This window comes from Pseudomonas sp. ARP3 (genome assembly GCF_001029595.1).
GTDB classification, from domain to species: domain Bacteria; phylum Pseudomonadota; class Gammaproteobacteria; order Pseudomonadales; family Pseudomonadaceae; genus Aquipseudomonas; species Aquipseudomonas rhodesiae.
Map to the genome: position 1 here is coordinate 105,546 of NZ_LEKF01000013.1, position 24,211 is coordinate 129,756.

Below are 24,211 nucleotides of genomic sequence, written 5' to 3' on the forward strand. Positions count from 1 at the left end.
AGGCTCAGTGTGGTACAGGAATCAAGTACGGGGCGGTCGCCATACCCCTGAAGGGGTTTGTACGAGTGGGAAATGGCTGGAGAAGGGCAGAACGAGAGGACTGGACAAGGTGATAGGAGGCTTGATGATCGAGACTTGCAGCATACCGCCAGTTTTGCATTCCTGGCCCGGCTTACAGGGTTTTCCATGCTCGGTGGGACTTTTCATGTCGTGGCAGCAGTCTTGCCCCATACCATCCATCATCGCCATGCCCATGGTTTTCATCGGGCATGGTTCAGTCGATGCCTGAACACCCGCCATCCCGCTGAGGGGAAGCGCCAAGCTAATCAGGAAAATTAGGCAAAACCGCAGGTAGCGTTTCATGAGCTGGAGTGTAGACGGTGCAAATGGCCCTTACAATTCACCCTTGAGACTCCTTTGTCGGCTATCACCAACCGCTATGCGGCGCTCATTTCCATTACTGGGCTTAAAGTACCTAACCATGCTATGAGACAAATAATGATGACTGCCATTGAAAATTCGAGCTTCATGCTACGGCGCAAGGCATTGACCGCGACAGCATAGTCTCCATTTCGAACAGAACGTTCCAAGAGCGGGCTTAGGTGAAAACGGTTGAGCGTCGCTAATACGATCATCCCGGCAAAGAGCAGGACCTTCAAAAATAGCAACTCGCCATAAGTGCTGAGCATCACCTCATCGAGATTTGGCCCAACGATAAATAGGTAGTTCGCCACTCCCGTAATGCTGATGATCACTACAATCACCGCGCCGGCCGATTCAAACCCTGTCAGTACCCGAGCAAGAATTCGTGCTTCTCGCTCACCTTTCAGTGATTTCAAACGCAGCAGCAGGGCAAATGCCGCTAGCGCACCCAACCAACCGCCTGCGGCCAAAAGATGGAAGATGTCGCTAATAAAGTGCCAGTAGCGACGGCTTCCCTCGTCCATTGCTCCGTGCCCCGTCCATGCCAGCGTCGCTAGCGCAATCGCGCCACAGACAGTGACAATCCAAAGACTCAGTGTTGGAAAGCGCTTGTTCAGGGAAACGCCAATAATTGCCGTCACCAACGCCCCTATTCGGACCATCCAGGTCAAACCGACGTCAGTCCCCATGAGAACCATTTGAAAAATATGGTGATGTAGCTCCATAAAGCCCGATACGCCACTCATTGCTTTCGCAAGCAACAGCATGGCTGCAAGGGACAGAGCTACACCTACAACAGATGTACCGTAAAGAAGCGACTCAAAATTCAAAACCGCTCCCGATACTCTTTCTTTACCCCTCAGGCTATAAAGACCGAAAATTGCCAGTCCAAATAAGAGCATAAGATCGAAATAAAGGGCAAAGCGAACAGCGATATTTATTGAGTCGCTCATGAATCATTTCACTTTGAAGGAAAAGTTACCGGTAATCGGGTGAGTGTCCGAGGAGACGGCACGCCATTCGACTTTATAAGTACCCGTGGTCAATGGCGATGCGGGCGTGATAACCATCGTCTTCGGATCACTGCCACCTGCAACGCCGGCTTTTACGCCCATAGGAGAGTTCGGCATGCCAGGCATATCGGTCATGATCAGTTTGGCACCAGAGAACTGAGTCGTTAGATTCTCAGAAAAGTGCAGTTCAATTTTAGAAGGAGCCGCCGCATCCGACCCTTCAGCGGGAGTAGAAGAAACCAGCTTTGGATGCGCCTGAGCAACTGCACTCAGAAGCAAACCCGCAGTCAGCGCAACAGCTACGGTGGTAGTTTTAAGGAATGACATGCAAGACTCCTCACAGCAAGAGCTGTTGGTTCTAGGTTTTTTAGGGAATATCTAGTTTTTACTTTTTGACGCTTGTTAAAGCCACTGGCGAATACCTAGCAGATTCCGTGTCCTAGGGCGGGCTGGACAGGAAGAAATCACAAGAACTCTAACGTCACAGTGCGAGTACACGATGCCACATGAACGCAAACTATTCGATTACATTTCAGTCAGCTTGAGGTGGGATTTTGGACACTGATAAGCGCGTATACAGGGCCGAATACGTGACTCCCTTTGCGACGCGCCAAGAGGTTTCCGTCATCCACGAACGTTCCCTTTGAGCTAACCACATGCTGCTATATATATATGAGCAACGGGCCTTACGCCTTTTTTTCATCCGCACAAGGGAGTTCAATATGAAAGGCTGTTTTTCCGCTTGATGACGTACACCAAATCTTGCCGTCATGCGCTTCTATGATTGATCGAGTGATCGACAAACCTAGCCCTGCATTGCTTGGGCTCCCTTCTCTGCGAGCCGGGTCCACGCGATAAAAACGATCGAACAACTTTTCAAGATGCTCAGGCGCGATTGGCTTTCCAGAGTTCTCCACGGAGACCGATATTGAAGTTCCTTTCTGCCGGATATCGACACTAATACACTCCCCTTCGGGGGTGTACCGGAGTGCATTTGAGAGCAGATTAGAGATGGCCCTGTCGAGCATAAGGACGTCACCTCGGACGCTCCCCCTCCCTGTGACTTTGAGGTCGATCCCTCGCTCATCAGCAAGCAAGCGGTAGTATTCGAGTAATTTCTCTACTACCGCTACCAGGTCTATCGGTTTGTTTTCATGTGTAATCAGACCGTTGTCTGATTTCGCCAGAAAAAGCATGTCATCAATCATCCGGCCCATACGTTTTAAATCATCAAGATTTGAGTACAGATTATCTTCGTAGTCCTCAATATTCCTTTTTCTAGATAAAACCACTTCAGTGTGAGTCATCAAATTACTGACCGGCGTTCGTAATTCGTGAGCAATGTCCGCAGAGAAGTTCGATAAACGAACAAACGCATCGTCCAATCTGGATAACATTGCGTTGAACGACAACACCATCTGCTGGAGCTCTTTAGGAACGGGACCTAACGGAATACGCTCTTTGAGTGATTTAGCTGACATTGAAGCCGCGACCTGAGTAACTAGGCGGATAGGCCGTAGGCCACTACTCGCGACCATCCAGCCCAGTGCAGCACTGACCAGCGCGCTGATCACCAGCCCTATCCAAAACCAGCGTTCAAGCGTCTCGAAGAAAGCCATATGTTGAGTAACATCAAAGATCAACATCACGGTCAATGGCTTGTCTTGCCCTGTCACAATGGCTTGTGCCGTCACTCCTCGAAATACCTGCTCCTCATCTCGCCACTCCCAGACATTGCTGTTTGTGATTGTTCGGTAGTCTTCCGGCACTACGATCGGACCAGGATCAGCAAACAGGAGCTTGCCGTCACCATCGATGATAAGTGCTGTCAAATCACGATGAGCACCAAGCAGCGCCTCCAGCTCGGGCTTAACATCACTGAACTGATCAATGCTATTCAACCCAGTCAAAATTCTTTGCGTCGAGTGAAGCTTTTCGTTCAGCGCCTGCTGATCCAGCATCTTGAAGTGATGCCGGCTAAGGTTGTTAAAACTGAGTCCGGCGACGGTGAGCACAGCTGTTACAGCAAGCATGAACATCAGGCTCATGCGGGTAGTCAGTGACATTCGCTTCATTCCGACCCCGAGTCCGGTGCGTCCAACATGTAACCCATCCCCCGAGAGGTGTGGATCAGCTTGACCTCAAAATCATCATCAATCTTCGCTCTGAGCCTCCTGACCGCGACCTCGATGACGTTGGTATCGCTGTCGAAGTTCATATCCCAAACTTGGGAAGCAATAAGTGACTTGGGGAGAACCTCGCCTCGACGACGGAGCAGCAATTCGAGTAACGCAAACTCTTTGGCTGTGAGATCTATACGTTTGCCTCCACGGACAACCCTGCGCTTGAGCAGGTCAACCTCAAGATCCGCCAATTTCATGTGGGTTTGGGAGGGGGCTGTGCTCCCTCTTCGCAGCAGCGTTCTGACGCGGGCCAGCAATTCAGAAAATGCGAAGGGTTTTATAAGGTAATCGTCTGCCCCCAGCTCAAGTCCTTTGACGCGATCCTCAACGCGGTCTCGCGCCGTGAGAAAAAGCACGGGGACATTTTTTCCGGATGCTCGCACCTTCTGAAGTACTTCCCATCCGTCCAGCCCAGGCATCATCACATCGAGAATCAGCAGGTCATACGCCTCGCTCAAAGCGTGCTGAAGCGCGTCTTGGCCATTGGTAAAGCGATCAACATTGAACCCCGCCTCAGTGAGTCCTTGCTGCAAATAGATACCTATTTTGGGTTCGTCTTCCGCAACCAGAAGTCTCATGGGGGTGGCTCTCAAATAATTGTGAGGCTGAGTCTGCAACGAAATGCTTCTGCCAACCAGCAACTGACAGAAAAGTAATATTGGCTTCAGGTAGTTGTCAGCGAGCGCTGTCTAGGGTTCAAACATGAGTACTTCTTGGTGCTCGACCGACTCTTCAGCATGAAACCTAAGGGAGCCGGAAAATAAATCCATAAGGAGCTGTCCTATGAATCGCCTAAAAGTCCTTTTCTTTGTGAGCTCGATACTCGTCTCGGCTTCTGCGTTGGCTGAAGGTGGCGCAGACCGGATCGCGGAGCGTATGGAGAGCCTGCGCGACAAAGCAGAAGCAACCTTGGTACAAGCTGAAAAAGCCCCTGAAGGACAGCGCCATGTACACATGGCCGAGCATATGAAAATGCTGGGCGAAATCATGAGCCAGCTCCATCAAGATCACCCAAACGCATCAATGTCACCTCAGCAGCACCTCGCCTGGATGGAAAAACACGATGCTATGGTTGATGACGTTTTGAGCCAAATGCAGCGCGAGCACAAACTGATGCTTTCTGAAAACCATCAGTGACCAACCAGGTCTCATTGGTTTTTTGAACCGGTCCTCTAAACACGGCGTCATTCGGGCGCCGCGTTTTCTTTTGAAAACTTACAGAAATGTAGTGTTCAGGTCAGTTAAGTGGCAGCTCCGCCCCTTTAGCATAGCCAGTGATTCGCTCTTAACCCACGAGGTCACCATGAAAAATAAGCTTATTACCCCAGTTATTGCGGCAATCACCCTACTCTTCGGTGCTACAGCGATGGCCAGCGCAGGTCATGGGAAAGAGGATATTGGCCAGCCTGGAGTCGCCTCTGAGGTTACTCGCACGGTTGATGTGGAGATGGGTGATATTTTCTTCAAAACTAAAAACATCGACGTAAAGCCCGGTGAAACAGTTCGCTTTGTACTTCACAACAAAGGGGCGCTGCTGCACGAGTTCAATATCGGTCAGGCCGCTGCTCATGCGGCGCACCAAAAAGAAATGGCGAGCATGTTCCAGAATGGAACGCTTACACCCATCGGTGCTGGGAAGATGACGGGCAACATGGGCCACAGCATGGGAGGGATGAAGATGGTCGGAATGGAACATAACGACCCGAACAGCGTGCTGGTCGAGCCAGGAGCAACCAAGGAGTTGATCTGGACCTTCAACAACAGCGCCGGACTTCAATTTGCCTGCAACGTGCCAGGTCATTACCAGTCGGGGATGGTCGGTCAATTTGACTTGAAGTAAGCCTGAGCTGACAGCTAAAACCGCGTCGACGCGAGAGTTGACTACGCTCTGAGGCAGAGATCAGAGCAACTCGCTCACACTGGGGTCTAGATCATGAATAACCATCAGCATCCGTTTGGAAGCACCACCCCTCCATTTTGGAGGCGCAAAACAGGCGTTGTACTGATCATGCTCATCGCGATCGGTGCCTTCTACGTGGTGCGGGAACACTTCAGCCACGTTTATCCGTATTTGCCCTATCTCATTCTGTTGATCTGTCCATTGATGCATTTTTTTGGGCATGGACATGGCGGACATGATCATGGCGATCAGGCAGCAACCAACAAGGACGAAAAATAGCTATGCCCACTACACCGAGCCATCACGATCACGGTCCCGCCCACGCTGCCTCGCCCCCTGACGGTGATCTACGTGACCCGGTGTGCGGTATGGCGGTTACGCCTCCAAGTAAATTTGGCGAGTCTTATCAGGGACAGATGTATCAATTTTGCAGCCAGAAATGCCAAGAGAAATTTCGGGCAGATCCAGACCACTACAGTGGTAATCATCCCAGCACTGAACCCAGCATCTCCGCTACAGAGCCTGTGCTACAAGTAGCCACTGAATTTACCTGTCCTATGCACCCGGAAATAAGACAGCCAGGGCCCGGCAATTGCCCTAAATGTGGCATGACATTAGAACCGGTCATGCCCGCGCTAGATGACGATGACAAAACCGAGCTCCGGGATTTCGCTCGCCGCTTTTGGTGGTCGCTGCCTTTAACCGTGATAGTGACCCTTCTAGCCATGGCGGGTCATTCATTACAATTCTTCCACGGCTCGGTTCAAAACTGGATCGAGTTCGCTCTGGCGACGCCGGTCACCTTATGGGCAGGTTGGCCCTTTTTTGTAAGGGCCATAGCATCTGTTAGAAATCGCAGTCCAAACATGTGGACTCTGATTGGGCTGGGGACTGCCGCAGCCTATCTTTACAGCGTCGCGGCAACCCTATTTCCCCAAAGTTTTCCCACCACCTTCATGCAAGATGGACGCATCGGCGTCTACTTCGAAGCCGCTGCGGTCATCATCTCGCTCACCTTGCTTGGGCAGATTCTTGAGCTCAAAGCACGTTCACAAACCTCCGCCGCCATTAAGTCCCTTCTAGGCCTGTCTCCCAAGACTGCACGCAAGATCAACGCCGATGGTCAGGAGGAAGACATTCCTCTTACCCATGTTCACTTGGGAGACCATTTGCGGGTCAGACCTGGTGAAAAGGTGCCAGTTGATGGCTCCGTACTCGAGGGAGAAAGTGCGGTGGATGAATCCATGCTCACTGGTGAACCTGTGCCGGTAATGAAAAGAGCAGGGGATAGTTTGATCGGCGCCACGCTTAATACTCATGGGAGCTTGGTGATGGAGGCGCAAAAGGTCGGCGCCGACACCATGCTGTCGCAGATAGTACAAATGGTCGCTCTAGCCCAACGCTCCAAAGCGCCAATGCAACGAATGGCCGACTCGATTGCCGGCTACTTTGTGATGGGGGTTATCGCGATTGCGTTGCTGACACTCTTAGGCTGGGGGCTATTCGGCCCAGAACCCAGCTGGGTCTTCGGCCTGATCAACGCTGTCGCCGTACTTATCATCGCTTGCCCCTGTGCACTGGGTCTCGCAACGCCCATGTCGATCATGGTTTCGACGGGTAAAGCCGCCAGTATGGGTGTGCTGTTCAGGGATGCCAGAGCCATCGAAAACCTTTGCAAGATCGACACACTGATTGTCGATAAAACTGGGACCCTGACAGAGGGACGGCCGGTATTTCACAGTGTGGAGGCCACACCAGATTTCAACCCACACGATGTTCTTCAACTGGCCGCTAGCCTTGATCAAGGCAGCGAACACCCTTTGGCTCATGCCATCGTCGATCACGCCCGAACTGAAAATGTTGCGCTCACCAAGCCTGAATCGTTTGAGTCCGGGTCAGGGATTGGAGTCAGTGGCCTCGTTGATGGTAAGAAAGTACAGCTGGGCAACACTGCACTGATGGAAGCTGCCGGCGTGAGCACTAAGGTCTTACAAGACCGTGCAGAGTTGTTGCGCCTTGAAGGCATCAGCATCATCTATCTAGCAGTTGACGGGGTCTTGGCAGGATTACTGGCGGTCTCAGACCCGATAAAACCGACCTCTAAAGAAGCAGTCACCAAGCTTAAGGCTGATAACGTAAAAATCATCATGGCCACCGGAGACGGGCTCACCACCGCACGTGCTGTCGCCAGGGAGATGGGTATTGAAGAGGTTCATGGTGAAGTGAAACCTCAGGACAAGGAGCGCCTGGTGGCGGACCTCCAGCAATCCGGTCGAAAGGTTGCCATGGCCGGCGACGGTATCAACGACGCACCGGCCTTGGCGCGAGCAGACGTGGGCATTGCCATGGGTACAGGGACTGACGTCGCGATGAATAGCGCGCAGCTCACGCTGGTAAAAGGCGACCTGATGGGGATTTTACGAGCACGGGCACTTTCGGTTGCAACGGTGAAAAACATGCGGCAAAACTTGGGGTTCGCCTTCCTTTACAACTCAATGGGTATCCCCCTCGCCGCAGGCCTGCTCTACCCACTGACGGGGCACCTTCTGTCGCCAATGATCGCTGCGTTAGCCATGAGCGTCAGTTCTGCATCTGTAGTTTTCAATGCTTTGAGACTGAGGAATACCCGAATAGATTGAGCGTAACCGATGCTCGCAGCCCGTTAATACATAACCCTTGACCTTGCCATTGTGTCAACGTTGATGCTGGTGTTGCGGTGAAAAGAGACCGCTCAGCACAAGAGGAATAACCATGTTCGTCTTAAACGTATCAGGCATTGGTTGCGGTAGCTGCGTCAGCAAAATCACCAAAGCAATTCAGTCACTGGACAGCAAGGCTACGGTTTCCGTGGATCGCGCGGCAGGTAAGGTAACCGTTGAAAGCAGCGAACCCCCAGAGCAGGTCCGTAAAACTGTGGAAGCACTCGGTTTCCCTTCCCAAATCAGCGCCTGAGGCGCTGATTCCCTCGCTGGGTGAGGTTTATTAGTCACCTCGTAGAGCTTTAAGTAGCCCCTTAAATGCTCCATTCAATCGAGTAAAAGCAGTTTCGAAATGAATCGAATTTTCCGTATATTTTGCCACCTCGACCTGTTGATCCACAGTATTTTGATCAATGGAAGGTTGGTTCGGCGTGCTGTAAAGCAAAGCGCCGCTGTGAATATCACTTGCTAATTCGTTTACGGCAATATGTTTTGGGTTTGTTGTTTTCAAAGAGAACGGAGTAGCAAAACCTCCTTTTGTCTGGCTAGCCAGGACAGCGGAAAAGTCCAAATCTCTGGCCTTAAAGTTAGGAGTGTCGACATTAGCGATATTATTGCTAAGCACCTCAGCTCGTTGGCTGCGAAAAAGTAATGCTCTTTCTGCGGAGCCAAGCGCTTTTTCAAAATTAATACTCACCGGTGGCCACCTTTAGTTACGCTAAGTTACGCTGCCATTTAGCATTCCCACCTATATCGAACACTCAAGTGCTTAACGTAGTGCATCCGAGTCGAGATACAATTCAAGTGCGAACGAAAAAACGTCAAACCTCCGCGAAAGTGACCGGAAGATTACACAACCGCACAGGTAAGTTTTAAAGAGTAAATGGCGGTTATGTGACGCTGGATGGCTTAGACCTTACGGACTATTCACTCTGTATCTCAAGAGAAATATCGCAACCTGACACAACTGTAATATTGGCCTAAGCTTCCTGTCAGGGGATGAGTCTTATAGTCCTATTGAGCCTCAAGCTCACCTCTTAGAGTCAACGATTGATGTGGATTCAGGGGGCATCAATACTCATCCGAGGAACCCCAAATGAATCCTATCAAAACCTTGTTCGTCATCGCTGCTCTGACCGTTTCTTCTTTGGCTATGGCTGAAGGCGGTGGTGACCGGACTTTCGCACGCATGGAAGTGGCCAGGAATAATTCGATGGAATCGTACCGAGTGGCTCAAACGCAAAATGCCCAACCTCCTGTCGCTGAAAGCAAAGCCAAGGCGATGGACCACAAGAATTGCTAAATAGCTGGGCCCTCCAAGCTGACAGAAATGTAATCACTGCGGTGGTTTAAATGTGGCAATTTCTGAACTCGCTTGCCGTAAGAGTTTGTCTTTTGTGACGGTGGGCAAAGCTGATCCGGGCAACTCATGATCGGTTGTTTCGCACGGCTTCCCTTTTGACTGATTGGAAATAAACGGCATGCATTCCAAAACCTCTAGACGGACATTCGTAAAAGGCTTGGCCGCTGGTGGCATTCTCGGCGGCTTTGGCCTTTGGCGCACTCCTGTATGGGCGGTGACAAGTCCTGGTCTGCCGAGCGTACTCACCGGCAATGAATTTGATCTGTTTATTGGTGAAACCCCGGTAAACATAACCGGCTCGCCGCGAACAGCCATGACTATCAATGGATCATTGCCAGGACCTTTGCTGCGTTGGCGCGAAGGAGAGACGGTCACTCTGCGTGTAAAAAACCGCCTGGACCAAGACACCTCAATCCATTGGCACGGGATCATCCTGCCGGCCAATATGGACGGTGTACCTGGCTTGAGTTTCCATGGCATTGCACCCGACGGCATGTACGAGTACAAGTTCAAGGTTCATCAGAATGGTACGTACTGGTACCACAGCCACTCGGGCTTACAGGAGCAGGCAGGGGTTTACGGACCAATCGTTATCGACTCGAAAGAGCCTGAACCTTTTCAATACAACCGCGACTATGTGGTGATGTTGACTGACTGGACCGATGAAGATCCTAGTCGTGTCATGGCCAAGCTTAAGAAACAGTCGGGCTACTACAACCACCATAAACGCACTGTTGGTGATTTCATCGACGATGTCAGTAAGCAAGGTTGGTCAGCAACAGTAGCTGACAGGAAGATGTGGGCTGAAATGAACATGAGCCCAACCGACCTTGGAGACGTCAGCGCAGATACTTACACCTATCTCATGAATGGCCAGGCGCCCAACGGTAACTGGACCGGTATTTTCAAGCCGGGTGAGAAGCTACGCCTACGCTTTATCAACGGCTCGGCGATGAGCTATTTCGACGTCCGCATTCCTGGTTTGAAAATGACCGTTGTGGCCGCCGACGGCCAACACGTGAACCCAGTGAGCGTTGACGAATTCCGCATCGCCGTAGCTGAAACGTATGACGTGATCGTAGAGCCTGCCAGTGAAGAGGCTTACACCATCTTCGCCCAGTCTATGGATCGGACGGGTTATGCACGCGGAACCCTCGCACTTCGTGAAGGGCTAGTTGCTCAGGTACCTGCTATAGATCCACGTCCAATCGTCACTATGGATGACATGGGGATGGGCGGTATGGCTGGTATGGACCATGGCAGCATGGCCGGTATGGGCGGCGCCGAGAAGAAGTCAGGTGAAATGTCGGGCATGGCTGGCATGGACCACAGCAAGATGACCGGTATGGACCAAAGCGACATGACCGGGATGACCGGCATGGACAGCGGTGACATGACTAACATGGCGGGTATGGATCACAGCAAGATGGCGGGCATGGACAAAGGCGACATGTCCAGCATGGCCGGGATGGACCACAGCAAGATGGCTGGAATGGGTAGTGGTGATATGTCAGGGATGGCTGGCATGGGCGGTATGGGTGGAGAAATGCAGACACACCCTGCCTCCGAAACCAACAACCCCCTGGTTGACATGCAAGCCATGAATCCAACGCCAAAACTAAACGATCCTGGAATAGGCTTGCGGAATAATGGTCGTCGAGTGCTCACTTACTCCGACTTGAAAAGCACTTTCCAAGACCCTGACGGCCGCGAGCCAAATCGTACCATCGAGCTTCATTTGACCGGTCACATGGAGAAGTTTTCGTGGTCGTTTAACGGCATAAAATTCTCTGACGCCGAGCCGCTTCGCCTGAAGTACGGTGAGCGGCTGCGCATCACCTTGGTGAACGACACCATGATGACCCACCCCATCCACCTTCACGGCATGTGGAGTGACCTCGAGGATGAGAACGGCAAGTTCATGGTGCGCAAGCACACGATCGATATGCCGCCAGGTACCAAACGCAGCTATCGAGTTACCGCTGATGCCTTAGGCCGTTGGGCCTATCACTGCCACCTGCTTTTCCATATGGAAATGGGCATGTTCCGTGAAGTACGGGTTGATGAGTAAAGGAGACGATCTGTGAGCACATACCTTAATCGTAATTCCCTGGTGGGTTGCCTCTTTGCCGTTGGCCTGCTGGGTGGACTCCCGCCCATGGTGCTGGCACAAGAAAATGGCAGCGATCATTCAACCAATGTTCCTGCTACAGCAACGGACAAGCCAGCAATGACGGCGAACGATTCGAAGCTAGATCACGGGGCAATGGACAATAGCAAGATGAGCCATGAGTCGATGGATCATGACCAAAAAACCAAAAAGGCAGATTGAGATCATGACCAGTAAATTTTTACGCCCAACGTTGATGGCACTTGCAGTCTCTACCAGTCCTGCATTTTTCTTCATGGCCCAAGCTGCTGAGGAGATGGATCCGTCGATGGCGATGCCATCAAGTGCGAACGCGAAGCCTTCAACTGCGCAGAAATCCAAACCAGCCAAAGCAAAAGATGGCGCAATGGATCACTCCAAGATGGACCACGGCTCAATGGGAACTATGGACCATAACAAGATGGGGGCCATGGATCACAGCAAGATGAGCATGGACGACGGGCAAATGGACGGTATGGAAAGCATGGCTGGAGGGGCTACGACCACAAGCCGAACCCCTGTCCCCGTACTTACCGACGCTGACCGTGCAGCCGCCTTTCCAGATGTGGCAGGTCATGGTGTACACGACAAAAAAATCAACTCGTTCATCCTTCTGGATAAGTTTGAGTACCAAGACGCTGACAACGGGAGTGCGTTGGCCTGGGATGCCAAAGGGTGGATCGGCGGTGACGTTGATCGCCTGTGGCTGCGTTCGGAAGGTGAACGTACCAATGGCGTGACGGAAAACGCCGAACTCCAAGCACTCTGGGGGCACGCCATCGGTCCATGGTGGGATGTCGTCACGGGCGTTCGGCAAGACTTCAAACCCGGGTCGCCTCAAACATGGGGAGCGCTCGGTATTCAGGGCATGGCCCTCTATAACTTTGAAGCTGAAGCGACTGCCTATATCGGTGAAAACGGTCAAACCGCTGCTCGATTTGAAGGCGATTACGACATCCTGCTGACAAATCGCCTGATCTTACAGCCGACAGTCGAAGTAAACATGTATGGAAAAAATGATCCCCAGCGCGGCATAGGATCTGGATTGGCCAACACCGAAGTAGGGTTCCGGTTGCGTTACGAGATTGTTCGCCAATTTGCCCCTTATGTCGGGGTTACCTGGAATCGCTCCTACGGCAAGACCGCCGACCTGGCCAGCGATGAAGGGGAAAAGACCAACGAGGCTCGATTTGTAGCCGGTATTCGGATGTGGTTCTGAGTGGTTTGAGCAAAAGCCCTACGATTTTTGAATAACAGGGGGGCGGCTCCCCGACTCAAATATAATACCTTCAACCAAACCTTTGCAGCGGCATTCATCTCGCCGCCGCCAAGGGAAAAGGAAATATCCATGACAGGTAGCTTCCGACTCTCAAGTCGATTTCTGCGTATCGCAACGTTCGCCGCACTGTTCATCGGTTCAACCGCTCAAGCAGCACAGGCGTTGGCCATCGATGTTCACCGAGATGCTAACTGCGGATGCTGTAAGAAGTGGATTCAGCATCTTGAGGCCAATGGCTTCACCGTCATAGATCATGTAGAGACCAACATGAGTGCTGTCAAACAAGATCTGGGGGTCGCTCCACGACTCTCGTCTTGCCACACTGCGATGATCAACGGAAAGTTTGTTGAAGGTCACGTGCCTGCCGAGCAAATAATTGCGATGAGCAAACGTGACGACCTTCTCGGAATCGCCGCCCCTGGTATGCCAGCAGGTTCTCCAGGAATGGAAGTCGACGGAGTGCATGAGGCTTACCAGATCATCGGCCGGAACAAAGCTGGCACAGATCAGGTCATTGCTGAATACCCCGAAAACTAACCCCCCCGATCCATCCCGTTACAGCATGGTCACCGTTCATGGCCATGCAGTGGGACTTGCTCTGTCGACATTATTCTCAAACAATTCGCCAAGGACGATCAGCAACAGTTGTACAGGCGCACTTAAACCACATCGGATAACCCCGCACCGCTGTCCTCAATAACAATTTTAGATGAGTTCAAGTAATTGGTGATGACGCCGTGACACGCACTGCGCAGCAGATTGCTGACCGCGATAGTGATCGGTTTGGAAATGGCGTTGCCCCTCAGCTTGCCCTCCCAAACCAGGACATCTGTCTCGGCTGAAAAAGTTGAAAATGTAAATGACGGTGGTTTAAGAGTTCTTTTTTTGCAGGCTTTTCAGGCGCAGGGTCGCCCGTTGTACAGAGGCCATTTTTTCTGGACGCTTCATTCGTTTCCATTTTTTGATGTCTTCCTTGGTGCGACCGCAGCTGACGCACAGTTCGCTGTTCAGCTGGCAAACAGAGATACAGGGATTTTCGATGTCCTTGGCCATTGTTCAATTTCTCGTCGAACTCTACGTGCTACGGGTTCATTGCGAAGCAAGCACGGCGAGCTGATCGGGTGAATCAGCGACCAACTTCGTGCGGTACTCAACTGTCAAATGAGTGATCTCATGAACCGTTGCAAGCCGTTCTCGTATGTTTTCCGCATTCACTGCTGGGCTGCCCAGAACACTCACAATCGCAGCGCGGGCTTGCGGCCCCACCTGCCAGACATGAAGATCAATGATCGAAGCATCTCCCGGTTGCTCAACCAGTTCACGAATCTCTTCAGCGACATGATCATCTGTCTGATCGAGCAATACACCCGCAGTCACCCGCATCAACGACCAAGCCCAGCGCGCAATGACAACTGCACCCACAATCCCCATTGCAGGATCGAGCCATACCCAGCCAAGGTATCGACCAGCAAGCAGTGCTGCGATGGCCAGAACCGAAGTCAGTGCATCTGCAATGACGTGAACGTAAGCAGAGCGCAAATTATTGTCGTGACCATGCGCATGGTGAGATTCATCGTGGCCGTGGTCATGCCCATGGTGATGATCATGACCACCAGACAGCAAAAGCGCGCTCACCACATTCACTGCTAATCCTACAATTGCGATAAAAGTCGCTGTTCCGAATTGCACTTGAGTCGGTTGAAAGAGACGAAATAGCGACTCTCCGGCAATTCCCAAGGAGACCAGTCCCAAAATCAGAGCAGAGGCGAAGCCACCCAGGTCTCCCACCTTGCCAGTTCCAAAACTGTAGCGCGCACTTGAGGCATGTCTTTTTGCGTAACCGTAAGCAGCTGCGGCTATGCCAAGTGCTCCGGCGTGCGTTGCCATGTGAAAACCATCTGCCAGCAATGCCATTGAGCCAGTGAGATAACCGGCAGTGATTTCAGCAACCATCATTACGACGGTCAGAGCCACTACCCACAAGGTTCGCTTTGCGTTTTCTTCATGTGATTTCCCAAGGAACATATGGTCGTGGGAAAAGTCGATGTACGCATTACTCATTTGGGTAAATCCTATTTGGAATAGCGGCGAATGGCTTCGAGAAGCTCATCGACGCCTTTCGCTCTTTCTTCGTTGCTGAGTGTGGGATTCGCGACGTGTTCACGAGCGTGATCTTCGATGATTTCATCCATCAGCCCATTAATAGCGCCACGGGTCGAAGCGACCAAAAGCAAGGTTTTGGAGCAGTCATCATCAGAGTCGAGTGCTCGCTCAATCGCCTGGATCTGCCCAGCGATGCGCTTCACGCGTTTAAGAAGATTGTCTTTGCTTGATCTCAAATGACCCATACCATACCCCCCCTGCCTATATTGAGTGCATCATCACATGCTCCAACGAACCATACAAGCGTGCCGTGGAAGCCTTCCGACCGGCAGCGTTGCTGCAATAAAATCTGCAATCGAAACAATATCGTTTTGCTGGGCAAAACCAATAAAGTCGAGGAGCAGATACGCCCCTCAGTCACGCTTAGATGGCGGGTGTCTGTAGGATTATCTGAATGCCCTAGCCTTGGATCGCGCAGAACCCCGTACAACTCAGGGATAGGCTATGAGGCCTCTCAAGCAAGACGTCATCTTCCGCAAAAGCGACTCAGTACAGTAGTTGGCCCCATAGTGCGAACACTGGAACGACGGCTAAGACAAATAAACTGTAACGACAGTCCACAAAAAAAGGCGCCACTAGGGCGCCTAAGCCGTCTCCAAAACCAAAGGAGAAACAAAGAGACGGGGTGTATCTGGTAATCGGACACCTGATGCCGAGGGCTAGCGCCCGTTAAAGGAGTTGCAGTGGATATTCGACAATCAGTCGGACCTCGTCCAAATCAGATTCGAAATCGGTGGCTCGTGTCGTTGCCTGGCGAACACGCAAAGACATATCCTTCAGAGAACCTGACTGGATGACGTACTTAGCCTCAATGTCTCGCTCCCAACGCTTTTGGTCCTGTAATGGGGCACCATCCGCTCCGCGACGCATGTACACGCTGTTCGCGTTGGAATAGTCCGCGTCCCAACCCTTCGCGTAACGAGTCATGAAGCTAAGACCGGGGATGCCGAAAGCCTGCATATCTAGATCATAGCGTAGCTGCAAAGATTGCTCTTTCGGGGAGTTGAAGTCGCTGTACTGAATAGAGTTATCCAAGAAAATCGAATCTGATTGACGTAGGTAGTCAAAGTCGTCGTTGCCATTGTTACGCTGATACCCGACGGTCACCGTATGAGCTCCGAATTTGACCCCGGTCTTGCCGCTCCAGATGTTGTTATCGAAGCTCCCCAGAAGTTTTTTTCCCTCATCAACGGCTCGGTAATAATTAAAGCCACCGATCAGCGATACGCTGTCTGAGAGTGGATAGCTCAATGTGGTGCCCGCGTAATACTGGTTCCAAACATCCTTGAATTGGCTGGTGTAAAGACTTACACCTACGTGCTCATTGACGGTGTAATCGCCCCCTAGATAAGCAATCCACGGAGCATCAACCGCCCCGGCGTAGAAAGTCGAAAAGCCATCACGCATGCCACTGGAGTTGGGTTGGCTCATCGCATGCAGCCGACCACCCTGAAGGGTCAGGTCTTTGATGCTGGTGTTGGTAAACGTTGCACCACGGAAACTTTCCGGGAGGAGTCGGGAATCCCCATACGCCACGACAGGAGTCGACGGAAAGACATCCCCTACCTTGACGACTGTATCCAGGAAACGGACCTTTGCGGCGCCGCCTACTTTTGAATAGGAGTCTTCAGGTTGGCCTTTACTGTTGTGCGGCAAGACATCGACTGAACTTCGAGCTCCCGAGCGACCATCGCCTGAGTCAAGCTTGAGGCCTTCCATTGCAAACGCATCGATGCCGAACCCGACGGCGCCTTGTGTAAAACCAGACTCAAAACGACCGATAATGCCATGAGCCCACTCTGCTGAGTAGCCATTGCCCGTAGGACTTGACTGGCCTTTTCGATAATCTCGATTGAAATAAAGATTTCGATTGAGAATACTAAAGGTGCTCCCCTCAATGAACCCTTCAGGCTTTTGTTCAACGCCCACTGCAACTTGCCCCATGCTCATGCCAAGGGCAATGAGAGAAAGACTGTAAAAGCTTTTATTGTTCATTTAACACTCCAGGCTTTAGCTTGGCAGAGTTTCTTTGTGAAATATTTTTATCATTATAAAAGCCACCGGCACGTGAGGGTTTCCTCTACGCGCCGGCAGACATAATTTCATACAATAGATAACTCCAGCGTGACCTGAAAATTACTTCTATGTCAGCGAACAGTAAGCATGCCTAAAAATATATCGAGTAGTCTGGTGCAGACATCGCTTATCTCTACTAGCTTCCGTGCGGGCAGTTTGTGCCCATGACCATGTACTCCAAGGTGTTGATCTTGCCCGCCGAATCTTCATAAGTCATGCGCGAAGGGGCTACGCCGCAGGTTTTATTGGCCTGAGTGGTACTGATTACCTTCTGGACATCAAGGTTCATTCCATATTCATAATGAACAACTTCAGGTATCGCCTTTCCGTTTTCTAAGGCGTACTGCTCCATTGCCTGTTGGTTCTCTTGCATCATCCGACCATACACACGGTCACCGCCTCCTTCAGCCATGGCTAATGAAGATAAGGTCAAAATCGAAGCGGCGCAAAACGCTTTCATTGCTGTCATTGCTTTCATGATTTTCTCCTAAAGCTCAATTTTCTGAGTTAAAGAGTAACAAGTGAAAGCTTTCAGAAAGCTGCCGCGAAGGTTACTAATGTGAAAGGTGGACCCTACTCCGCGTTTACGCTTTCAAGCCAGATGGCATTTTTGTTATCACCAAAGGTTGGCAGAAGCTAACGGAACACAGATGCCCTCAAAAGCTTATTGAAACCGGTGGTCCCTCCCAATCCCTTGATACGCCGGTAGATCTGAGCAAGGCCTCTGCGTCGACCCCTGTTCTGGCCAGGCTTTCCAGATCCCACTCGAAGAAACTGGAAAAAACCAGGAAAACCTTGCTTGATACCGCTGAGGTCAATCTTACCGTCGAGTAATTCACGGGGAGCTTCATCCTGATGAGTTCAGAGACAGTCCACACCAAAGTTCTTAGACGGAAATGCCATACTGACTCCTGATGAATCTTGATCTGTTGATAAGTAAGGGGGAACCTCTGCTTGCGTAGATCCAGCTCATGAGGTAACGAACCTGGGAGTAGCGATTGCAAATTCCGAATGTTCACTCTCTTCGGATCTTTCGTAACTTTATACAGCTCATCTACGCCCGCTTCGATAAGGGCTGCATAGGCGCCGTCTCTTGAGTCGACGGACTTTTCGACCGTAACTGTAGGTTTTTTAGGTGCATGGAGTTTTGCCATTAACCATGCGTTATCATTTTCTAGAATCCATTGCGTAGGTTTGTACGCCTTCTTCCAGAGGTACTCGACATCGGCGTCGGTACGCAGCGCTAAAAGCAACTCAATTTTTTGGCGATATCTAGTTTTTTGGTTAGGAAGCGATTGTTCGCCTTTGGGAACTCGCGTAGAAACAGAGGCACTCAGCAGGATAGACTCATTCTTCAGAGCCTCTTCAAAGTTATCTGCACTGGAAAACAAATGAAGAGCAATGATCAAATGCCGCGCGAGCGGCATATTTAGCTGACCTTTATCTGATTTGAGCCGGATCCATTGCTCATGCTTTCCGTTGTTGTAGGCTGGATCAATCTGCGCCAAAAGTTCATCGCCGTAAGCGCTTTGGATGCTGTCGAATAGTTTCGCAATGCCCGCATTTTTTCCGAAAATGAATCCGCGCTTCTTGCATTGGCGGACGTAGCACGAACTCAATACCGTGCTGCCTATCGGAGGAATATTGCGTTGCAAGATATCGTGTGCGAACAGAGCGACTTTCTGTTCCATCTTTGAACCCTTGTGTATTGCTGCGCTGTTTAACGGGCTCCAGCCGCATGCGCATGGCTCAGTCAGATTGGGAAGCAGTTTCAATTTACGGTAGAACGGGCGAGAGCACTCGGGGCAGGCATGGATCAATGCGTCGCCATGACGCCAACAGACGGCAACACCGGGTATCTGGTGAGATCGATGCCAGTAGGCAGAACCCCGCTCAATCAAATCTTCCTGAACGCAGGTAGGACAAAGCTTAGCCTTGCCATGGGTGGACTCTTCTCTGCGGGGCACCCGTACCACCCCGTCATAACCCAGCGGTCCTTCGTTGTTCTCCGGCCCCTGCTTAACCCCAAGAAACGGCCGGTAAGCAGGAAAAGTAGTATTGCTACTGATCAGCTCTGCGAGATTGCTCTCCGATTGCCCCGGCAGCCTGTGCGCGAGCCTCTCGATCTGCTTGGGTACGATGCCACCAATGCAAAAGGGTTTCGATGCGAACAAATCGCGGTAGGTTTCTGCCGCGGTTCTATTGCCTGACAGATAGTGATAGCGGGTGACACGAGAGTGCAGCATTTCATCCGGCATCGACACGGGAAAAAATAATAGATCAGACATCATTTACCAATTAAAGGTAGGGGTCGAAGAGAACGTGCATCCGGGGGCAGTATATATGCAACCCGTAAAATTCTGTATCCGGTCTGGATTTGGAAATTACACAGCCGCTCAACTTTGAATCGTAGTAAATTCATCTAAACCCCGCCGCGCCCGTACTGCTTGAAATACAGAACACGTATCGATAACCCGTGTAGGTCAGCCAATGGCGATTGCAAAACTATTTCGGGTGATCGCGGGTTAATACGTTTTAGATGATGATTGTGATTGTAGGTTCACAGAAAAGCTGCACGCTTTCACAAATAGATGACCGGCCGGGCTTCAACCATGGCCCCTGTCGGTCACCATCAAGCCCGCCTTCGCGGGCTTTTTTTTGCCTGGAATTCCTGCCGGGGCGCCCTACTCCGCTCATTGGAAAATGATGCAGATGGGGGGATTTGAGGAAGTGATTTGATGGGGCGCTGGAAGTGCTGAGAGGGTCGGCGGGCGGATCTGAGCAGCAGAGAGATTGAGAGGACTTTAAAACTAATATTTGAACACCTTAATAGTTAATTAAGCGTACGTGTTAAGTATTAATTTGAACAATTTAGTATGGAAATGGAATTTGGTGGAAGTTGCCATTTTGGATTTTTTGTAGATTTCGAAGGGATGTTGGAATAAGATCTATGACCAACTTTTCCGCTTTGCACTGAAGATTTTCAGCCAAATCAGCTGTTTGAAGCGAGAGCTTCAGACCTGATCCAAATTGCTCCAGCGATCACGAAGTGGCCGTTTAGAAATAAAGAGAGCAAGCCGATTGCTTTAGATTCTGATCAGTCATGAGAGTCATGACCAATGAGAGAAAAGGAGACCTGAAAATGTAGAAAAACGCGATCAATCCCGAGAGGACTGACCGCGCTTAGCGAAGCAGACTTGCGTCCTCAGAACCCGCAATGTCTGCTTTTTCGAAGCGACTGTCAATCCTCTCCCATTTTTTCGACCTTAGCGAGGTTACTCGACGGCACAGTGTTGCCTGTCGAAAGGCCTCACTTCGCCCGCCCTGCGCCTTGATTTTTTGGCGCAGCGTCGGCGCTCGTTTCGAGATTTTCGGAGGTGTTTCATGACAGTACGAAAGGTGGTCACGCGGCGGTCCAACCATTACCGCGGCTACTTCCCATCGCTCAAAAATAAAAAGCCTGTGCCCTGGGAGTCCCAGCTCGAAGGCGCTCTTTTTCGGCTTCTTGAGCTGTCTCCTGCGGTCATCGGCTACGTCCCGCAGCCCAGTGAGGAACGTGTTCCATCGCTCCAGGGCTACTTCAAATATTACCCAGACGTACAGGTTTTCCTCGCGGATGGGCGCGAGTGGTGGTTTGAAGTGAAGCCTCACGACCGACTGAAGATTGCCAGCGTCAGGCAGCGACTGGATGCCGCTGAGCGCTACTTCAACGCCACTGCCCGTAACTTTTCGGTGATCACTGAAAAGTTAATTGAAGCTGAACCCCTGGCTACCAATCTTAGAAGGCTGATGTATCACCGGCGCGGTCCAGAGCTTTCGCATCAGGCGTTGGAGGAGGTAATGGCGACCTTCAACGAATGGCCGCCTATGACCGTTGCAGATCTGCTCTACGTGGTTGGTGAGGGGAAAGCCTGGCGCTTGTTAGGCCTTGGGGTGGTGGGCATTGACCTTGATAGGTCAATTGACACTGACTCCCCGGTCTTCCTGCAAGGGGGGCACCGTCATGCAAACCTTTTCCCTTAGGGTGAAATTGGTCGTCATCGTTCGTGGCGTACTGATGGTGCTTGAGAAGAGGCTTATTGACCGGAAGCTGCTCTTTTTCGATGAGCTTGGTGAGCCCACGAAGCTATCCGAGAAGGAGTTCTATGAGGCCTACGAGAAGCGCGAGATCGAGATCTCCGCTGATCAGCCATACCTTGGGAAGGTTCCGTATGTGCGGAACGTCCCTCCAGATATTTCATGCTTCCCCAAAAAACATGGAGATGAGGCATTGCGTCGACGCAAGTATCTGGACGACCTAACTAAGCGCGGTAAATACAAGCTACCGGGTGACGAAGACATGATCAAGAAACTTAGAGATATCGCCAAAAAGATTGGGGATGCGTGCGCACCCTCGGTTTCCACTATTCGACGTTGGGCAGCCAAATACATTGGCCAGAACGTAGTAAAGCTTATCCCTCAGCATGCCAAAAAGGGTCGGGCTGCCGCGATACAGGGAGAGCTCGAAGTTATTCTTGAAGGGGTGATTAATAAAACCTACCTGCAGGATACGATTCCAGCGGTCAGCGTGGTCGTTTCAGAATTCGAAGATCAGATAAAAGAGAGGAACAAAAGTCGTTTGCCTTCGGATCAGCTCAAGATCCCAAGCGGAATGACTGTCCGAAGGTACATCGCCAAGCTGGATCCGTACCTTGTGGATAAGGAGAGGCTCGGAAAACACGCAGCAGACAAGAAGCACCGTGTTGCGGCGGGTGTCCTACGTGTCCATGAGATTTTGGAACGTTGGGAAATTGATCACACCTTGTTGGACGTCCAGCTTGTGGATGAAACCTCGGGGCTGTGCATTGGGCGCCCCTATCTGACGATCGTCCTCGACCGCTTCTCTCGAATGGTGATGGGATATTTGCTCCACCTGTCGGCGCCAAATACGGAAACCGTGCTTCGTGTGATCGAACGCTCAATCCGTCCAAAAGCCGAATTGCTGAAGCGCTTTCCGAAAGTGAGAAATGAATGGTGGGCACGTGGGCTGCCGGCTCGAATAGTCCCAGACAACGCAGCGGAATTTCACGCGGGCGATCTCATCATGGGATTCAACGAGTTGGGTATCGAGATCATGTATCCCGCTTCAAGGGCCCCTCAAAGGAAAGGTGCCGTCGAACGCTTTTTCAGCACACAGAACCTGGGGCTTATCCACAACCTCCCGGGTACCACCTTCTCGAATATCCAGCAGCGTGGCGATTACGACTCGGAGAAGAATGCATGTTTCACGCTCCCTCAATTGGAGGCGGTGGTAGTGAAATGGATCGTCGATGGTTACCACCAGACTCCTCATCGGGGGCTGGACAACAGAACACCGGCTCAAGTCTGGGGGACTAGCGAGGCGAACCATGTCATCAGCCTTCCCGTCGACCTGGACTCGTTGGAGTGCATTCTGGCCAAGCGGGCCTCGGTGAAGGTTCACCATTACGGCATCGAGGTTGCCAAAGTGGGCTACCACTCTACGGAACTTGCTGAGCTCCGTATGCGTTTGGCAGACGGAGAAAAGGTAAACGTCCGCTATCGAGACGAAGCCGGGCACGTTTGGGTTCACGACCGCTTCAGAAACTTGTTCTTCAAAGTGCCCGCCAAAGATGAGCGAATGGCCGGTAAGAGCAGGGAGGTGTGGAAGGCTGCCGAGAAAGCGCTGCGAGAAAAATATAATGAGCAGCCTAGCTTCGAGGCTACGCACAGGTGCTACCAGGAAATTATGGAAGATGCAGACGAGGCCCGCCGTTCGCAGACGCTCAGAAAACGACGCGCAGCTGCCATAGCGAAAATCGACAAGGAGGGTCGAGTGACCGAAAGCACGCCTCCACCCAAGGTACTCGCTGAAGTGGAATGGACCGGTGACTCTATTCCTAACATTCCGCCAGCAGCCTTCAAGGTCTCGGTTCGTCGCCCTGCTGGGAGTTCTAAGCCATGAACGCCATCAATCTGTACGAATGCTACGAGCATGGTGAATACAGCTTTACGCTCCGCGATCGTTTTATTCACAGCCCTCAAGTCGAGCGAGCGTTGACGCGACTAGGCGATATCCACGGCGATAGTCGGCGTACCAGAGCAAGTAAAGGGTTGCTGATCCAAGGTCCAAGCGGAGTGGGCAAGAGCACATTGGTCAAGGAGTACATTCGGTCATTGGAGGAATTGGAGAGCCATGACCCACAGAAGCGGACAGTTCTGTTCGTCGAGATGCCTTCGTCTCCAACCAAAAAGAACCTGGCAGCAGCCATTTTGGCAGAGCTGAAGGATCCCTTCGCAGAGGCACGAGGACATTCGGCAGAGGTTAAATTTGCGCGAGTAGTCCTGCTGCTGAAGAACCTTGGCGTGGAGATGTTGGTCCTCGATGAGGCGCAGCACCTGGTCGATTATCGTCGTAATGGTGCGTATGAGGCAGCAGACTGGATCAAGAGTCTGATGAATGAAACCAGTATCGCGTTTGTTCTGATTGGGCTGAAGCGCACCGAAAATCTCCTGCTAGCAAACGAGCAACTGCGACGCAGGTTTTCGGCCACGGTGGCATACGATCGCTTCACCTTCTCCGCTAATACGTCTCTTCATTTCGTGATGTTGTTGCAGGCAATCGAGGGCGAACTGCCTGTTCAAACCATCAGTTTTGTAGAGCCAGCGATGATTAAACGCTTCTACCTGGCTTCCTATGGATTGATCGACTACCTCATCAAGATTGTGGACAGGGCTGTTTGGCTGGTTCAAGTCCAGGACCTTGTCGGGATTGAACTTCCTGTGCTGGCCCAGGCTTTTGAAGACGAGGTTTGGAGCTACGCCACCGAGGATCGAAACCCCTTCAGTGCGAGCTTCAATTTCCAGCCTCTGTTCGGGAAGCGGGAGCCGTTTGAGACGTTCGAAGAGAGCAGTACCTGACGGCCAAGGGCCGGGCTTATCGGCCCGGCTCTACTCCCCTGATTT

General features: G+C 51.5%; 25 protein-coding genes. 13 read left to right on the forward strand and 12 right to left on the reverse strand.

Going from position 1 to position 24,211, the window contains the following annotated elements; translation table 11 throughout:
• Window positions 1-21 precede the first annotated feature (21 nt).
• The 5 genes from ABX75_RS29725 to ABX75_RS16410 all read right to left on the reverse strand — a co-directional run bounded on the left by ABX75_RS29725 (window position 22) and on the right by ABX75_RS16410 (window position 4,197).
• Window positions 22-363, reverse strand: coding sequence for a hypothetical protein (locus tag ABX75_RS29725; RefSeq protein ID WP_080752870.1), 342 nt, complete (start codon window positions 361-363; stop codon window positions 22-24).
• Window positions 364-437: 74 nt separating this feature from the next.
• On the reverse strand, window positions 438-1,376 hold the full coding sequence (copD, locus tag ABX75_RS16395) for a copper homeostasis membrane protein CopD (protein ID WP_010565112.1): 939 nt from the start codon (window positions 1,374-1,376) through the stop codon (window positions 438-440).
• A gap of 3 nt (window positions 1,377-1,379) precedes the next feature.
• Entirely contained in the window at window positions 1,380-1,763 is a 384-nt protein-coding gene (gene copC / locus ABX75_RS16400; RefSeq protein WP_010565111.1) for a copper homeostasis periplasmic binding protein CopC, read from the reverse strand.
• Between the two features lie 359 nt (window positions 1,764-2,122).
• Window positions 2,123-3,511 carry a copper resistance membrane spanning protein CopS gene (gene copS, locus ABX75_RS16405; RefSeq protein WP_047882298.1) on the reverse strand — a complete coding sequence of 463 codons (1,389 nt, stop codon included), beginning with the start codon at window positions 3,509-3,511 and terminating at the stop codon, window positions 2,123-2,125.
• Window positions 3,508-4,197 carry a heavy metal response regulator transcription factor gene (locus ABX75_RS16410; protein WP_010565109.1) on the reverse strand — a complete coding sequence of 230 codons (690 nt, stop codon included), beginning with the start codon at window positions 4,195-4,197 and terminating at the stop codon, window positions 3,508-3,510. Before ABX75_RS16410 ends, copS begins: the two co-directional genes overlap by 4 nt.
• Window positions 4,198-4,402: 205 nt before the next feature.
• On the opposite strand from ABX75_RS16410, the gene ABX75_RS16415 reads away from it, so the two are divergent.
• The 5 genes from ABX75_RS16415 (at window position 4,403) to ABX75_RS28485 (ending at window position 8,471) form a co-directional block, all read left to right on the forward strand.
• On the forward strand, window positions 4,403-4,756 hold the full coding sequence (locus ABX75_RS16415) for a co-regulatory protein PtrA N-terminal domain-containing protein (RefSeq protein ID WP_010565108.1): 354 nt from the start codon (window positions 4,403-4,405) through the stop codon (window positions 4,754-4,756).
• Between the two features lie 166 nt (window positions 4,757-4,922).
• Window positions 4,923-5,459, forward strand: coding sequence for a plastocyanin/azurin family copper-binding protein (locus tag ABX75_RS16420; protein WP_010565107.1), 537 nt, complete (start codon window positions 4,923-4,925; stop codon window positions 5,457-5,459).
• Between the two features lie 93 nt (window positions 5,460-5,552).
• Complete coding sequence (locus ABX75_RS16425) at window positions 5,553-5,798, forward strand: DUF2933 domain-containing protein (protein WP_026140267.1); 246 nt, start codon at window positions 5,553-5,555, stop codon at window positions 5,796-5,798.
• A 2-nt stretch (window positions 5,799-5,800) separates the two neighbouring features.
• Window positions 5,801-8,158, forward strand: a complete 2,358-nt coding sequence (locus ABX75_RS16430) for a heavy metal translocating P-type ATPase (protein ID WP_080943238.1) — start codon at window positions 5,801-5,803, stop codon at window positions 8,156-8,158.
• A gap of 112 nt (window positions 8,159-8,270) precedes the next feature.
• A complete protein-coding gene (locus ABX75_RS28485) occupies window positions 8,271-8,471 on the forward strand; it encodes a heavy-metal-associated domain-containing protein (protein WP_010565104.1) in 201 nt (66 codons plus the stop codon).
• 30 nt (window positions 8,472-8,501) lie between these two features.
• On the opposite strand, the gene flgB is transcribed toward ABX75_RS28485, so the two are convergent.
• On the reverse strand, window positions 8,502-8,915 hold the full coding sequence (gene flgB / locus ABX75_RS28490) for a flagellar basal body rod protein FlgB (RefSeq protein ID WP_010565103.1): 414 nt from the start codon (window positions 8,913-8,915) through the stop codon (window positions 8,502-8,504).
• A gap of 399 nt (window positions 8,916-9,314) precedes the next feature.
• Here flgB and ABX75_RS16435 point away from each other — a divergent pair, with 399 nt between their 5' ends.
• The 5 genes from ABX75_RS16435 to ABX75_RS16450 all read left to right on the forward strand — a co-directional run bounded on the left by ABX75_RS16435 (window position 9,315) and on the right by ABX75_RS16450 (window position 13,546).
• Window positions 9,315-9,521, forward strand: coding sequence for a co-regulatory protein PtrA N-terminal domain-containing protein (locus ABX75_RS16435; protein WP_010565102.1), 207 nt, complete (start codon window positions 9,315-9,317; stop codon window positions 9,519-9,521).
• 178 nt (window positions 9,522-9,699) lie between these two features.
• Window positions 9,700-11,652: a copper resistance system multicopper oxidase gene (locus ABX75_RS16440; RefSeq protein ID WP_016963499.1), complete on the forward strand. Its 1,953-nt coding sequence runs from the start codon at window positions 9,700-9,702 to the stop codon at window positions 11,650-11,652.
• A 12-nt stretch (window positions 11,653-11,664) separates the two neighbouring features.
• Window positions 11,665-11,913 carry a hypothetical protein gene (locus ABX75_RS29055; RefSeq protein WP_130926104.1) on the forward strand — a complete coding sequence of 83 codons (249 nt, stop codon included), beginning with the start codon at window positions 11,665-11,667 and terminating at the stop codon, window positions 11,911-11,913.
• Window positions 11,885-12,949 carry a copper resistance protein B gene (locus ABX75_RS16445; RefSeq protein WP_017848904.1) on the forward strand — a complete coding sequence of 355 codons (1,065 nt, stop codon included), beginning with the start codon at window positions 11,885-11,887 and terminating at the stop codon, window positions 12,947-12,949. The genes ABX75_RS29055 and ABX75_RS16445 overlap by 29 nt, the downstream gene beginning before the upstream one ends.
• Before the next feature lie 129 nt (window positions 12,950-13,078).
• On the forward strand, window positions 13,079-13,546 hold the full coding sequence (locus ABX75_RS16450; protein ID WP_010565099.1) for a DUF411 domain-containing protein: 468 nt from the start codon (window positions 13,079-13,081) through the stop codon (window positions 13,544-13,546).
• Window positions 13,547-13,879: 333 nt separating this feature from the next.
• On the opposite strand, the gene ABX75_RS16455 is transcribed toward ABX75_RS16450, so the two are convergent.
• The 6 genes from ABX75_RS16455 to ABX75_RS28495 form a co-directional block, all read right to left on the reverse strand.
• Window positions 13,880-14,062 carry a DUF1289 domain-containing protein gene (locus ABX75_RS16455; RefSeq protein ID WP_010565098.1) on the reverse strand — a complete coding sequence of 61 codons (183 nt, stop codon included), beginning with the start codon at window positions 14,060-14,062 and terminating at the stop codon, window positions 13,880-13,882.
• Window positions 14,063-14,098: 36 nt separating this feature from the next.
• Complete coding sequence (gene dmeF, locus ABX75_RS16460; protein ID WP_010565097.1) at window positions 14,099-15,070, reverse strand: CDF family Co(II)/Ni(II) efflux transporter DmeF; 972 nt, start codon at window positions 15,068-15,070, stop codon at window positions 14,099-14,101.
• An 11-nt stretch (window positions 15,071-15,081) separates the two neighbouring features.
• Window positions 15,082-15,357: a metal/formaldehyde-sensitive transcriptional repressor gene (locus tag ABX75_RS16465; RefSeq protein WP_010565096.1), complete on the reverse strand. Its 276-nt coding sequence runs from the start codon at window positions 15,355-15,357 to the stop codon at window positions 15,082-15,084.
• Window positions 15,358-15,841: 484 nt separating this feature from the next.
• Complete coding sequence (locus tag ABX75_RS16470; RefSeq protein WP_010565095.1) at window positions 15,842-17,167, reverse strand: OprD family porin; 1,326 nt, start codon at window positions 17,165-17,167, stop codon at window positions 15,842-15,844.
• Between the two features lie 217 nt (window positions 17,168-17,384).
• Window positions 17,385-17,717 carry a DUF2790 domain-containing protein gene (locus tag ABX75_RS16475; protein ID WP_034101776.1) on the reverse strand — a complete coding sequence of 111 codons (333 nt, stop codon included), beginning with the start codon at window positions 17,715-17,717 and terminating at the stop codon, window positions 17,385-17,387.
• A gap of 187 nt (window positions 17,718-17,904) precedes the next feature.
• Complete coding sequence (locus ABX75_RS28495) at window positions 17,905-19,536, reverse strand: TniQ family protein (RefSeq protein ID WP_232591053.1); 1,632 nt, start codon at window positions 19,534-19,536, stop codon at window positions 17,905-17,907.
• 1,096 nt (window positions 19,537-20,632) lie between these two features.
• Here ABX75_RS28495 and ABX75_RS16485 point away from each other — a divergent pair.
• Genes ABX75_RS16485 through ABX75_RS16495 form a run of 3 tightly spaced genes read left to right on the forward strand, consistent with a single transcriptional unit; the run spans window position 20,633 to window position 24,166 of the window.
• Complete coding sequence (locus ABX75_RS16485) at window positions 20,633-21,271, forward strand: TnsA endonuclease N-terminal domain-containing protein (RefSeq protein WP_011953077.1); 639 nt, start codon at window positions 20,633-20,635, stop codon at window positions 21,269-21,271.
• Complete coding sequence (locus tag ABX75_RS16490) at window positions 21,252-23,210, forward strand: DDE-type integrase/transposase/recombinase (protein ID WP_016497347.1); 1,959 nt, start codon at window positions 21,252-21,254, stop codon at window positions 23,208-23,210. Before ABX75_RS16485 ends, ABX75_RS16490 begins: the two co-directional genes overlap by 20 nt.
• Window positions 23,207-24,166: a TniB family NTP-binding protein gene (locus ABX75_RS16495; protein WP_010951429.1), complete on the forward strand. Its 960-nt coding sequence runs from the start codon at window positions 23,207-23,209 to the stop codon at window positions 24,164-24,166. Before ABX75_RS16490 ends, ABX75_RS16495 begins: the two co-directional genes overlap by 4 nt.
• Window positions 24,167-24,211 lie beyond the last annotated feature (45 nt).